General features: G+C 69.0%; 12 protein-coding genes. 4 read left to right on the top strand and 8 right to left on the bottom strand.

Translation table 11 applies throughout. The features are described from left to right. Window positions 1-233: 233 nt before the first annotated feature. Entirely contained in the window at window positions 234-956 is a 723-nt protein-coding gene (locus GT355_RS11925; protein ID WP_160134839.1) for an Nmad3 family putative nucleotide modification protein, read from the bottom strand. Window positions 957-1,127: 171 nt separating this feature from the next. On the opposite strand from GT355_RS11925, the gene GT355_RS11930 reads away from it, so the two are divergent. Further along, window positions 1,128-1,505 (top strand): DUF7344 domain-containing protein, encoded by a 378-nt coding sequence (locus GT355_RS11930; RefSeq protein WP_160134840.1) that lies wholly within the window; start codon window positions 1,128-1,130, stop codon window positions 1,503-1,505. Here the strand turns inward: GT355_RS11930 and GT355_RS11935 are convergent, their stop codons facing one another. Continuing rightward, window positions 1,506-2,405, bottom strand: a complete 900-nt coding sequence (locus tag GT355_RS11935; protein ID WP_160134841.1) for an acyltransferase — start codon at window positions 2,403-2,405, stop codon at window positions 1,506-1,508. It lies immediately after the preceding gene. 71 nt (window positions 2,406-2,476) lie between these two features. Then, window positions 2,477-3,424, bottom strand: a complete 948-nt coding sequence (locus GT355_RS11940; RefSeq protein WP_160134842.1) for a transcriptional regulator — start codon at window positions 3,422-3,424, stop codon at window positions 2,477-2,479. 144 nt (window positions 3,425-3,568) lie between these two features. On the opposite strand from GT355_RS11940, the gene GT355_RS11945 reads away from it, so the two are divergent. Next, window positions 3,569-4,828, top strand: a complete 1,260-nt coding sequence (locus tag GT355_RS11945; RefSeq protein ID WP_160134843.1) for a tRNA(Ile)(2)-agmatinylcytidine synthase — start codon at window positions 3,569-3,571, stop codon at window positions 4,826-4,828. Window positions 4,829-4,885: 57 nt separating this feature from the next. Next, a complete protein-coding gene (locus tag GT355_RS11950) occupies window positions 4,886-5,659 on the top strand; it encodes a sugar phosphate isomerase/epimerase family protein (protein WP_120074207.1) in 774 nt (257 codons plus the stop codon). On the opposite strand, the gene GT355_RS11955 is transcribed toward GT355_RS11950, so the two are convergent. The 4 genes from GT355_RS11955 to GT355_RS11970 all read right to left on the bottom strand — a co-directional run bounded on the left by GT355_RS11955 (window position 5,660) and on the right by GT355_RS11970 (window position 9,493). Further along, window positions 5,660-6,730 carry a threonine synthase gene (locus tag GT355_RS11955; protein ID WP_160134844.1) on the bottom strand — a complete coding sequence of 357 codons (1,071 nt, stop codon included), beginning with the start codon at window positions 6,728-6,730 and terminating at the stop codon, window positions 5,660-5,662. Between the two features lie 383 nt (window positions 6,731-7,113). Then, window positions 7,114-8,046: a branched-chain amino acid transaminase gene (locus GT355_RS11960; RefSeq protein ID WP_160134845.1), complete on the bottom strand. Its 933-nt coding sequence runs from the start codon at window positions 8,044-8,046 to the stop codon at window positions 7,114-7,116. A gap of 65 nt (window positions 8,047-8,111) precedes the next feature. Further along, window positions 8,112-8,789, bottom strand: a complete 678-nt coding sequence (ribB, locus tag GT355_RS11965) for a 3,4-dihydroxy-2-butanone-4-phosphate synthase (RefSeq protein WP_192928010.1) — start codon at window positions 8,787-8,789, stop codon at window positions 8,112-8,114. Further along, entirely contained in the window at window positions 8,789-9,493 is a 705-nt protein-coding gene (locus tag GT355_RS11970; protein ID WP_120074200.1) for a DUF120 domain-containing protein, read from the bottom strand. The genes ribB and GT355_RS11970 overlap by 1 nt, the downstream gene beginning before the upstream one ends. A 148-nt stretch (window positions 9,494-9,641) precedes the next feature. Here GT355_RS11970 and argS point away from each other — a divergent pair, with 148 nt between their 5' ends. Further along, window positions 9,642-11,390, top strand: a complete 1,749-nt coding sequence (gene argS / locus GT355_RS11975) for an arginine--tRNA ligase (RefSeq protein ID WP_160134847.1) — start codon at window positions 9,642-9,644, stop codon at window positions 11,388-11,390. A gap of 2 nt (window positions 11,391-11,392) precedes the next feature. On the opposite strand, the gene GT355_RS11980 is transcribed toward argS, so the two are convergent. Next, window positions 11,393-12,238, bottom strand: a complete 846-nt coding sequence (locus GT355_RS11980; RefSeq protein ID WP_160134848.1) for a P-loop NTPase — start codon at window positions 12,236-12,238, stop codon at window positions 11,393-11,395. Window positions 12,239-12,336 lie beyond the last annotated feature (98 nt).

Here is a 12,336-nt window from a genome sequence, read left to right on the forward strand (position 1 = left end):
ACGAGCCCCATAACGATGACGGTCCGCACCACCGACACCGGTCGGCCGTCCGCGAGCGGTTTCGGTCACGGCAGCCGTCTCGACGCGATCAGAACGTTTTTATCTACACCGAACACCCATCCGATAGACTGGCATTGGGACCAGTCTGGGAACTCCAACGAAGGGTGATGCCACGCAACGGGTTCTCCTCTTTTGATACCAGCCGTCGAGCGGTGCCGTCGGCCCGTCGCTGACTACACCGAACCGAGCCGCTCGCGACCGCGTGCTTCGTGAAGCGTCCACAGTGTAGCGGCCGCCGTCCCGTCGAACCGCAACGGCCGCCGCCACCACGGTCCCTTCCCCGAATCGCTCGACAGCTCGGTCACGAGTTCGTTGGCGTCGACACCCGCCGTCGGTGCGGAGAGGGGTATCGCGCGGTCGTAGAGTCCCGACCCATCGGGGTCGCCCGCGAGCAACACCCGCGCGTCGAACGTCTCGCGTTTGCAGTGGGCGTTGGTGGCGAACCGCTCGCGTTCCGCGGCCGGGAGGGCGCGGTACGCCTCGCCCGAGACGGGGTCGGCGGCGAGTTCGAACCCACCGATCAAGTAGGCACCCCACTCGGGGGGCTGCCGGGCGGTCGGCTCGCCGACCATCGAGAGCGTGGCGTAGAACAGCACGAGGTCGCCCGTATCGAGATCGAGGAGGGGGCGTGCCTTGACGCCGAAGGGGTCACCGTAGGTGTAGCGCTCGCCGGAGGGGTACTCAGCGAACTCGGGGTCGAGGTGGACGGGCGCGTCGAGCGCGTCGGCTGGGATCGCGGTTTCGAGGTCGAGGTCCCGGTAGGTCGGGACGGGTTCGGCGACCGGTTCGGGCTCCGGGATCGGGACGAACTCGAAGCGGCCGTCGGGGTGGACCGGTCCCCGAACGCCCGGCGCGTTGGTGTTGGCCCCGACGTTGATCGCGACGGCACGCGGCATGGAGGAGGGTGCCCCGGCACCGACTCAGTTCTGTCGGTCGCCGGTCGGTGGACCGGACCGGGTCGAAAACCGAACGGATGATCCGCAGACCAAACGGAACGGTATATATACATACGGAGAATTCATGGAGATGGCTTTTATTCCCCCGTTGTCGAATGAGACTATTGCGCCATGACCGAACGCTTCCCCTCACCCAGCCGCGGCCCGGCGGAGACGGTCACCTCGATGCCAGCGACGCCGTCCGGGTCGGCCGACGCCCGGCAGCGCCACGCGCTCGCGTATCTCTCGCACTTCGAGTATCCGGTCGAGCTCCGGACGCTCGCGGCGTACGTCGCGGCCGACGAGGGGAACGTGCCGGTCGAAGCCGTCGACGACCGGGTACGCGAGGAGACCGCGATCGCGCTCCACCACATCGACCTCCCGCACCTCATCGCCGTCGGCGTCGTGGAGTACGACCCCGAGAGCCGGATGGTCGTCGCGACCGAAAACGCGCCCGTGGGCCGATACGTCGACGTCACCGAGGGGCCACGCTCGTTCGACGCCGTCTGATCACGTCGGCGGGCGGCGGTCGCGGCCGAACTCGTCGTACTCGTCGAGGTCCGCGGGGAGGTCGACGGCCACCCGTCGTTCGTCGCGGCGGTCCTCGTTCGCCTCCTCGATCGGGTCGGCGACCGACTCCCAGCCCGGTTTCACCCGCACCGACTTCGCGGGCGTGCCGACCGCGACGTGGTGGTCTGGCACGTCGCGCTGGAGCAGTGACCGTGCGCCGACCATCGCGTTCTCGCCGACCCGTACCCCCGCCCTGACCATCGAGTCGTAACCGAGGCGCGCGTCGTCCGCGATGAACGTGTGGAAGTTGGTGACGTCGGTCTGGTCGACGATGTCGTGGTCGTGGCTGTAGACGTGTGAGTCGTCGGCGATGCTGACCCGCGAGCCGATCGTGAGCCGGCCACGGTCGTCGAGGTGGACGTCGTCGTGGACCACGGTGTTGTCGCCCATCTCGATGTTGTGGCCGTAGGTCATCGTGATGCCCTTGAACAGCCGGAGGTTCTCGCCGGCCTCGGCGAAGAGGTGGTTCGCGAGCATCGCCCGGAAGCGGAGGGCGAACTCGACGTTGTCGGCCATCGGCGTGGCGTCGAACTGCCGCCAGAGCCACTGGAGGTGTTTCGAGCGCTCGAACGCCTCCTCGTCCTTCTCGGCATAGTACTCGCTTTCGAGGGTCGCGTTGCAGGGGTCGTAGCCCTGGAGGCGGACGCGTTCGGCGGCCGAGACCGCGCCGTCGTCCCGGAACCGCCGGTAGGCGTCGTCGTCGCCGTAGAGGCCCGCGAGGGTCTCGGCGACCACGTCGCAGGTGTCCTCGGGGCCGGACAGCCGGTCGTCGACCTCGGTCAGGAACGTTTCGAGTCCCGCGTCCGCTGCCGGCGGCAGCGTGACGTGGCGCTTTGTCATCGCGCGCGCTACGAGGGTGTGACATTTGACTCCGTGGGTTCGGGCGATCCGTCACGGAAAGAAAGCGTCCCTCAGGCGGGTTCCTCGGCGCGTTCCTGGATCAGGTCGCGGAGGTCGTCGGGGTCGCGGATGGCGTCGATCTCCTCGCGCTCGATCAGCGCGGTGCCCTCGACGGCGTCGCGCTTCGACTTGTCGACGACGTAGACCGACCGGGTTCGCGTGACGGTCCCGAGCGAACTCATGATCCGGGCGCGTTTCTCGGCGGTCGGGGTGAACGCCGAGTTCCCGGTCAGAACGTTCTCGGCGGTGCCGTCGTCCTCGCTCACGGTGGTGAACGGCGCGCGGGTCGTGGGGTGGACGTCGAACCCGACCCTCGTCAGTACGGCGACCAGCGAGTCCTCGGCCGAGTCCGATTCGCTCTCGTCGTCGTCCGCGAGCGCCTCGGGGCTCTCGAAGACGTCGACGGGGTTCGCGAGCGGGGCGTCGAGGAGGTCCTCCATCCGCGCGGCGACCTCGACGGAGGCGTTCATGCCGTCCTCGTACTTCGAGACCGTCCGTCGCGAGACACCGAGTTCGGTCGCGAGCCGCCCGAGGCTCCAGTCGCGTTCCTCGCGTTCGTCGGCGAGCACCTTCCCGTCGATGTTGACGTAGAGCCCACCGGGGGCGGCGTAGATCATCGGTGGGACGTCCTCGACGAAGAGGTCGAGGGCGGTGTCGGGGCTCAACACGGGAACCCCGTGGCGGAGGTACATCACGCCGGGTTTGAGCTCCTCGTCGCGGGTTCGGAGCCCGATCACCATCGGGGTTGCGTCGAGGAAGCCGCCGAGGCGTCGCATCTCTATCCCTGTGCGTCCGTCGAACGCGTCGATGTTCCCGAGGATCTTCACGAGCAGGAGGCTGTCGTCGCGGCGGGCGGCGACGTCGAAGCTCTTCGGCCGCACCGCACACCGCTCGCTCACGAGGAAGCCCGCGTCCTCGAGCATGGCGGTCACGTTGCCGACCAGCGCGGACCGTGACATACCCGTATCTAAGTGCACGTACCCATATATGGATTGTGGCGGTGAGGGACCGTTCCGTCCGGCGATCTCGACTTCGAGCGACGATAGAGCTAAATACGATGGTCGATCCGGAATGGGGTTGTCGAACGAGGTGAAAAGGGGCCCGTGACGCTCATCGGGTTCGACGACACCGACTCACGCGAGGCGGGGATGTGTACCACCTACCTCGCCGCGCGGGTCGCCGAGCGGATACGAGCGGCCGGCGGGACCGTCGAGCGCCTGGTGCTCGTTCGGCTGAACCCCGCGATCGAACACAAGACGCGGGGTAACGCCGCGCTCTGCGTCCACACCGACCTCGCCAGCGAGGACGCCGTCGTCATCGCTCGCGACGCGGTCGAGGCACTCGCCGTGACCGACGACCCGCGGACGAACCCCGGGCTGGTGGTCGCCGACGGGGAGGTTCCCGATCCCGTCGTCGAGTTCGCGCGGCGCGCGCTCCGGGAACGGCTCGACATCGAGGAGGCGGAGGCGCTCGTCGACGCCGCCGGCTATCGACACGCGGGCTGGAAGAACGCGCGTGGCGTGGTGGGGGCGCTCGCGGCGGTCGGGGCCTGGGCGGCGTTCGACGACTGGACCTACGAGCACATCGCCTACCGTGAGGCTCACCGGCGCGGCACACCGCGCGAGTTCGACCACGAGTCGGTGTTCGAAGCGGCGGATCGCGGCTATCCGACGGTGTGGGACACCGTCGACCGAGTGGAGGGGACGGCGGTCTGCGTGCCGCACGCACCGGGACCGATCCTCTACGGGATCCGAGGCGACGACCCGGACGCGGTGCGGGCGGTGGCGGAAGGCATCGAGAGCGAACCGGTCGAACGGAGGGCGCTGTTCGTGACGAACCAGGGCACCGACGCGCACCTCGGGGATGGGTCCGTGGGTGAGACACGGGACGGACGGGCCTACCGTCTCGACGGGACCGTCGAGTCCGCACCCGAGACCCGCCGTGGTGGGCACGTCTTCTTCGACCTCTCGGATGGCGAGAGATCGCTTCCGTGTGCCGCGTTCGAGCCGACGAAGCGGTTCCGCGACCGGGTGCGCGCGCTCCGGGTCGGCGACCGGCTCACCGTCTGTGGCGAAGTGTCGAACGGGACCCTCAAGCTCGAGAAGTTCGCGGTTCGCGACCTCGTGCGAACCGAACCAGTAGTACCCGACTGTCCCGAGTGCGGGCGCTCGATGGAGAGCGCCGGCCGGGACCAGGGCTATCGCTGTCGACGGTGTGGGACCGACGCACCCGGGAAGATCGATCGGGAGATCGACCGTGGGCTCGAACTCGGCTGGTACGAGGTGCCGCCGTGTGCCCGCCGCCACATCGCCAAACCGCTCGTCAGGGGCGGGTTCGACGCGCCGACCCATCCCGAGCGGTAGGATGAGGGGGGCCGCGACCCCGCGAGCCGTTAAGGTCGTTCACCGCGAGTGGCGGGTATGGCCGTTCGACGGGGGTTCGTCACGCAGGTCGGGATGGGCTACGAGGAGTCGTTCGAGCGCGCCGACGAGTACGGGCTCGACTTCGTGGAGGTGATGCTGGACGGCGCGCACGAGCGGACCCGCCTCGACCCGGACGCAGTGCGCGAGTCGGCCGCCGACCACGACCTCGACCTCCTGGTACACCTCCCGTTCGCGCTCGACATCGCCTCGCCGTTCGAGCACGTTCGCGAGGGCGCGCTCCGGGAGCTCCTCGCGGCGATCGAGACCGCGGTCGACTGTGGAGCCGAGAAGGGCGTCGTCCACGCGAGCACGTCGGCGTGGTCGGCCGCGTGGGACCCCGAGGACCTCCGGCCCAACCTCTTCGAGACGGTGCGCGAACTCGACGAGTTCGCCCGGAACCACGACTTCGCGGTCTGTGTGGAGAACATCCCTGGCGACCTCCTGCCCGCCGGCGAGTTCCCCGACCTCTTCGAGGCGACCGAGGCCCGGATGACCCTCGACACCGGTCACGCTCGGATGAACGGACTCAGCTCCGAAGAGATGGGCGACCTGCTGGCGACCCACGGCGACCGGATCACCCATATCCACCTCAACGACACCCGCAAGCCCGCCGACGAGCACCTCCCGTTCGGGTCGGGCACCATCGACTTCGAGCGCGTCCTCGAACCCCTCTCGGAGGGTTGGGCCGGCACGCTCTCGCTCGAAGTGTTCACCCGGGAGTGGGACTACATCGAGACCAGCGTCGACCACCTCGACGCGCTGCTCGCCTGATCAGCCCTTCAGGCCGGTGCCGGTGAGCGGGACGACGATATCGTCGGTTTCGTCGAGGACCCCTCGTTCGCGGTACTCGGCGAGCGCGGCGGTCGCCACCGCGCAGGTCGGTTCGACGTTGAAACCCGCGCGGCCGAGCCGGTCGTGTTCGCGTTCGGTGTGTTCGGCGTCGATGGCGATCGCGTCGCCGTCGGTCGTCCCGATCGCCTCGCGGATCTCCTCGGCTCTCACCGGCTCACGGATGTGGATGCCGTCGGCGAGGTCGTTTCGGTCGTCGGTTCCGTCGGGGTCCGCGATCGGGGCGTAACCCGTCGCCTGCGCGCCGAGCAATCGCGGAATTTCTCCCGTCCAGCCCGCATCACGGAGCGCGCGAAACCCACGATAGGCCCCGAGGAAGAGGGTGCCGTGGCCGAGCGGGAGCACGACCGCGTCGGGGACCTCCCAGTCGCGCTGGGCCGCGACCTCGAAGGCGAACGTCTGTGTGCCGGCGAAGAACGCGGGGTTCCACGAGTGGCTCGCGTACCAACCCCCGTTCTCCTCGACCGCGTCGATGGCGGCGTCGGTCACGTCCTCGCGCGAGCCCTCGGTGGGGTGGAGGGTCGCGCCGGCGCGCTCGATGGCCCGGAGTTTCGCGGGTTTCGCGTCCGCCGGGGTGAATATCTCGGCGGCGAGGCCCGCGCGGGCGGCGTAGGTCGCGATGGCCGTGCCGGCGTTGCCCGAGGAGTCCTCGACCACGCGTTCGGCACCGACTTCGAGGGCGCGGGAGATCGTGGTGACCGCGCCGCGGTCCTTGAAGCTCCCCGTGGGCGAGACGTATTCGAGTTTGAACGCGCAGTTCCAGTCGGGCGCGTCGACCAGCGGGGTCCAGCCCTCGCCGAGGCTGGTCCGCTTCTCGACCGGGAGGAATTCCTCAAAGGTCCAGAGCCCGTCGCGAGTGTCCACGTCGGAGAACGCGGGTGCGGGGCGGTCGGGGAGCGGGCGGTCGGCGAAGTCGAGCGGGTGGCCGCAGGTGCACCGCCAGCGGTCGGTGTAGGTGGTGCCGCAGGCGGGACACCGGAGGGTTGCGGGCATGGCGACGTCACGAGACCGGGAGACCAGTAGCTGGCGGTTCGGAGCGGTTGCGGTGGCGGTGTCGGTGGCGGTGCGGCCGCCCCCGGGCGGTGGCCGTGTGGTCGCGGTCCCTGGTGTCTCGACGAACAAATGTGAGCCAAGGCCCAGGAGAGCGAAGCTCTCCTGGTGGATGAAGGGCGAGCGCCGTAGGCGCGAGGGCTTCGGCGGCGCTGTGCGGTTGCGGAAAGCGATAGCATCCGCGCGAACGGAGTGAGCGGGGTTCACCGCGAGTGAGCGGCGCGAGGTTCGACCGGAGGGAGAACCTCGGAAGCGAACGAGCGGCTTCCTCGATCCACATTTCTTGGCGGGGGTTGAGCGCGAGCGGAGCGAGCGCGATGCCCCCGTTAAGAAAGGTGGGTGAACCACTCGTCGTGGTCGTCGGTGCGGCGCTCGACGAGGTCGAAGAAGGCCGACTGGAGGTCCTCGGTGACGGGGCCGCGCTCACCGTCGCCGATGGTGGTGTCGTCGACCGAGCGGATCGGGGTGATCTCGGCGGCGGTGCCGGTGAAGAAGAGTTCGTCGGCGGTGTAGAGTTCGCCGCGGGAGATCGAGGCCGAGTCGTCGACGTCGTAGCCGCGTTCGCGCGCGAGCGTGACGACCGACCGGCGGGTGATCCCGTCGAGGATGCTCTCGGCGAAGCCCGGAGTGTGGATGGTGCCGTCGCGAACCAGGAAGAGGTTCTCGCCGGGGCCCTCGGCGACGTTACCCTCCTTGTTGAGCACGATGGCCTCGACGTAGCCGTTTCTTCTGGCCTCCTCGCCCGCGAGCATCGAGTTGACGTAGAGGCCAGTGGTCTTGGCGTTGGTCGGAATTTGGCTAGAGGCGTGTTTGCGCCACGAGGAGACCATCACGTCGACGCCGTTCTCGAGCGCGTCGTCGCCGAGGTAGGTCCCCCATGGCCAGCACGCGATGGCGGTCTGCGTGGGGCAGTCCTGCGGGCTCACGCCGAGCGTGTTGTAGCCGTAGAAGGCGATCGGTCGGATGTAACACGATTCGAGGTCCTGGCGCTCGATGAGTTCGAGGGTCGCCTCGGTGAGTTCCTCGCGCGTGTGGTCGATGTCCATGTCGTACGGCTTCGCGGAGTCGTAGAACCGGTCGAGGTGTTCGTCCCACCGGAATATCGCCGGGCCCTCCTCGGTGTCGTAGCAGCGGACGCCCTCGAAGACCCCGGAGCCGTAGTGGAGACCGTGCGTGAGGACGTGGACCTGCGCCTCGTCCCAGTCGACGAACTCCCCGTCCATCCAGATCGTGTCGACGTCCATCTCGTCGAATCCCATACCCGTAGTTGGGGAGGGGGTGGTTATGAGTGTTGACGATGTGCCGTGTGACCAGGAGACGGGAGTTACGAGCGGTCGAATCGCTCCACGATACGCGCGCCCTCGACGTAGACCAAGCCCTCGTGGTCGGCGTAGGCACGGGCGTCGGCGGGCGAGAGCGCCCCGCCCGAGTCGTCGAGCATCTCGCAGACGACGACCGCCGGCGGGCGCTCGGCGGCCGCGGCGAGCGCGAGCCCGAGTTCGGTGTGGCCGCGGCGGTCCGCCAACAAGTCGGGTGCGCCCCGCAGGAGGTGGACGTGGCCGGGCGCGCGAAACTCGGCCGCGAAGTCGAACGTGTCGGGCGCACTCGCGGCCCGCGAGAGCGCCGTGATGGTCGTCGAACGGTCGTCGTCGGTGATCCCGGTGTAGGTGTCGCGGTGGTTCACCGTGAGCGAGAACGATGACCGGTCGCCGTAGCTCAGGGTCTCGCCGCTGGCGACCGGATGGTCGATGACCTCGCGGGCGAACGGGAGGTCGAACGCGTGGGCGACCGCGTCGGAGACCGCGACGCAGACCAGGCCGCCGGCGTCGTTGCGGAGGCGGGCGACGGCCGCGGGTGTCACGGCCCCTGCGGGGTAGATCAGGTCGGTCTCGCCCTCGCGGTCGGCGGCGTCGTGGACCAACACCGGATCGCCCGCCCGGAACGCCTCGATGGCGCGCTCGACGGGGTCGGCGTGGTCGGCGGCTCGTTCTGTTCGCGACATCACGACTCGGCCTCGATCCGAACCGTGACCAGGTCACCGTCGTCGAGGTCGAGTTCCTCGCGGAGCTTCGTCGGCGCGATGAGTTCGAGCTGGTCCTCGTCGTGGTGGGTGCGCTCGGGCGCGATGACGTGGGCGGGCTCGTACTCCCGGCCGTCGGCCTCGACGGTGGCGGGATAGCAGAAGGCGGGACCGTAGGTCCGGTCGTCGTCCTCCCAGCCCTCGATCTCGACCGGATCGACCGAGTCGAGGCCGGTGCGCTCGCGGGTGCTGTCCGACACCAGCGAGACGTTGAGGGTGCCGAGGAAGGGCTCGTAGCCGAGCCGTGGTTCGAACTGCTCCATGTAGCCCGGGAGGGAGATGTAGTGGCGGCCCTCGCCCATCCCGCTGGTGACCTCGCCGTCGAGTTCGATCGTGGTCTCGCGTTCGAAGATCCGGCGGTAGGCGGCGTACTCCTCGTGGAGCGCGCGTTCGCCGGCGTCCGTGACCGCGACCCACTGGCCGTCCGAGACGGTCTCGCGGTCGAGGAGACCGAGGTCGTCGAGGCGCTGGAGCCGGCGCGAGGCGGTCTGGTTCGAGGCGTCGAGGTCGGCCGCGAGGTTCGCACACGAGACCTTGATCTCGCCGTCGAGCCCGCCACGGAGGGCGAGCCGTTTGAGGGTGGCGAGCTCGTCGTTTCCGACCGCCGCCTCGGTTGCCGTCGACATGGTTCGACGGAGGGGGTCGCCCCGGATAAGCGTGCCGAACACGTGATCCGTCCCATCGGCGTGACGGTCCGGATGCGGTCCGGTATCGCAGTACGCCGACGGCCCCGAACCCAACACGCATTTAGCGACGGCCGGGAAACCCGATTTCATGTTCCTCTCGCTCCGAACGGAGGTCACGGAGGCGCTGTCGAGCGCGCTCGCGACGCTCGATGTGCCTTCGGCCGACCTCGGTATCGAGGAGCCACCCGAGAACGTGGACGCAGTGTTGGCGTCGAGCGCGGCCTTCCGGCTCGCCCCCGACCTCGAAGCGCCACCACCGCAGATCGCGAGCCGACTCGCCGCGGCGATAGACCCGGACGCCTACGAGTACATCAGTGAGGCGTCGGCCGCCGGGCCGTACGTCAACTTCCACCCCAGTAACGCCTACTACGAGGACACCCTCCGAGCGGCGAACGACGACGAGTTCGGCCGGCTCGACTCGACCGGCGAGCGCGTCGTGGTCGAACACACCAGCGCGAACCCAACTGGTCCTGTGCACGTCGGCCGGGCGCGCAACCCGATCATCGGCGACGCGCTCGCGAACGTGCTGGACTTCGCCGGCAACGACGTCGGCCGCCACTACTACGTCAACGACGCGGGCCGACAGATGGCGGTGTTCACGTGGGCCTACGAGAGCTTCGACGAGTCCGACCTCCCCGACCCCGAACGCGACAAAGCCGATTACGACCTCGTGCGCTACTACCGGAAGGGCAACGAACTGCTGGAGGAGGGCGACGAGGCCGAAGTGGAGGCCGCCGAGACGGAGATCCAGTCGATCCTCCAGGGACTGGAGGAGGACGACGAGGCGACCTACGAGCGCGTCGAGCGGGTCGTCGACACCGTGCTCGCCGGAATGAGCGAGACGCTCTCGCGGCTCCCCGCCGAGTTCGACGAGTTCGTGAAGGAGACGCGGTTCATGCGTGACGGGAGCACCGACGAGGTCGCCGAGCGCCTCCGCGAGATGGACGAATCCGTGCTGGAAGAGGGCGCGTGGCAGCTCGACCTCTCGGCGTTCGGTTTCGAGAAGAAACTCGTCTTCCTCCGGTCGGACGGGACCAGTCTCTACACGACCCGTGACCTGGCTCACCACGAGTGGAAGCTCGCGAACTACGACCGCGCCGTGACCGTCGTCGGCGAGGACCACAAGCTCCAGGCCGACCAGCTCGACCACGCGCTCGATATGCTCGGGAACGACACGAGTCGTTTGAAACACCTGCTCTACTCCTACGTCAACCTCCCCGAGGGGAAGATGAGCACCCGTGCGGGCACCGGTATCGACCTCGACGACCTGCTCGACGAGGCCGTCGCGCGGGCACGCGAGGAGGTCGAGAGCCGCCTCGACGACCGGATCCGCGACGACGACCTCTCGGCGGACGACGTCGAGCGGATCGCCCGCCAGGTCGGGATCGGCGCGGTGCGCTACGACATCGTCTCGAAACAGCCGGCGAAAGCCATCACGTTCGAGTGGGAGCAGGCGCTGAACTTCGAGGCCCAGAGCGCGCCCTACGTCCAGTACGTCCACGCGCGGACCTGTGGGATTTTGGATGAAGCCGATGAGGTCCCGCCGAACGACCTCGACGCGAGCGCGCTCTCGACGCCCGAGGAGCGCGCGCTACTCCGCGTCGTCGCGCGATTCCCGGCGGTGGTCGAACGGGCCGCCGACGAACTCGCCCCCCACGTCGTCGCGACCTACACCCGCGAGTTCGCGGAGACGTTCAACGCCTTCTACCGCGAGTGTCCGGTGCTGTCGGCGGAGGGCGAGGTCCGCGAGGCGCGGCTAGCGCTCGTGGCTGCCTCGCGGCACACGATGGCGAACGCCCTCTCGCTGCTCGGGGTCGCCGCGCCGGAATCGATGTGAAACTACCCGTTCCGATCCCGGTCGAGCGCACCCGAGATCCGACCGACCACCCGCGAGACGCCGGATTCCGACGTTTCGGACGCCGCGGCGATCGAACTGTCGGCGAAGGCCGTCTCCCGACTCGGTTCGTCGCGGTCGACGAGCGCCGACGCGAGGCGACGGTAGGCCTCGGCGGCGTAGCCCTCGGGAGCCGTCCGAACCAGCGGCTCGGTTCCCACGTCAGCTGATTCGGGGACCACCGCGAGCATCTCGGTTCCCAGCCGTCGAGCCACCCCGGAGACGTCGGTCTCGTCGGTCGCCCGAGTGAGCACCGACCCGACGACCATCCCGCCCGCCCGTTCGGCGAAGCCCGCGGTCTTTCGCGCGTCCGCGACCGCCACCGGATCCGGGGTGGTCACGAGCACCACACCGTCCGCAACGCCGAACGGCACCGCGTTCTCGTGGGTCAGGCCCGCACCGGTGTCACAGACCACGAAGTCGGCGGCCGCGGCGAGCGACTCGACGACCCGCCGGAGCTCGCCGGGGTCGGCGGCGGCGAACGAATCGAGCGAACGCGACCCCGGTACTACCACGAACGACGGCCCCTCCGCCGGCGGCGAACGCTGCGGCCCGTTCTCGTCCACCCACACCAGCGCGTCGCCGAGGGCCACCTCGTTCGCGAGCACGTCGTGGACCGTCGGACCGTCGTCGATACCCACGAGACCACCGAGGTTCGCCATCGCGAGGTCGGCGTCGAGGACGACGGTGTCGTAGCTGGCGTCGTGGAGCGCCGCGCCGAGGTTGACCGCCGACGTGGTCTTGCCCACGCCACCCTTCCCGCTCGCCAGCGCGTAGACGCGTCCCGCCATGCGCCGAACTATCGAACACGAGGGATATAAACCTGACCGGGGGCGAACCGCGCGTTCGGGCGGTCAAAGGGTACTTACCACCGAAGGCGGTAGGATCC

This window comes from Halococcus salsus (genome assembly GCF_009900715.1).
GTDB classification, from domain to species: Archaea; Halobacteriota; Halobacteria; order Halobacteriales; family Halococcaceae; genus Halococcus; species Halococcus salsus.

Coding starts and splice junctions, on each gene's coding strand:
- GT355_RS11925 (WP_160134839.1), bottom strand. CDS start 956: ATGCCGCGTGCCGTCGCGATCAACGTCGGGGCCAACACCAACGCGCCG.
- GT355_RS11930 (WP_160134840.1), top strand. CDS start 1,128: ATGACCGAACGCTTCCCCTCACCCAGCCGCGGCCCGGCGGAGACGGTC.
- GT355_RS11935 (WP_160134841.1), bottom strand. CDS start 2,405: ATGACAAAGCGCCACGTCACGCTGCCGCCGGCAGCGGACGCGGGACTC.
- GT355_RS11940 (WP_160134842.1), bottom strand. CDS start 3,424: ATGTCACGGTCCGCGCTGGTCGGCAACGTGACCGCCATGCTCGAGGAC.
- GT355_RS11950 (WP_120074207.1), top strand. CDS start 4,886: ATGGCCGTTCGACGGGGGTTCGTCACGCAGGTCGGGATGGGCTACGAG.
- GT355_RS11955 (WP_160134844.1), bottom strand. CDS start 6,730: ATGCCCGCAACCCTCCGGTGTCCCGCCTGCGGCACCACCTACACCGAC.
- GT355_RS11960 (WP_160134845.1), bottom strand. CDS start 8,046: ATGGGATTCGACGAGATGGACGTCGACACGATCTGGATGGACGGGGAG.
- ribB (WP_192928010.1), bottom strand. CDS start 8,789: ATGTCGCGAACAGAACGAGCCGCCGACCACGCCGACCCCGTCGAGCGC.
- GT355_RS11970 (WP_120074200.1), bottom strand. CDS start 9,493: ATGTCGACGGCAACCGAGGCGGCGGTCGGAAACGACGAGCTCGCCACC.
- argS (WP_160134847.1), top strand. CDS start 9,642: ATGTTCCTCTCGCTCCGAACGGAGGTCACGGAGGCGCTGTCGAGCGCG.
- GT355_RS11980 (WP_160134848.1), bottom strand. CDS start 12,238: ATGGCGGGACGCGTCTACGCGCTGGCGAGCGGGAAGGGTGGCGTGGGC.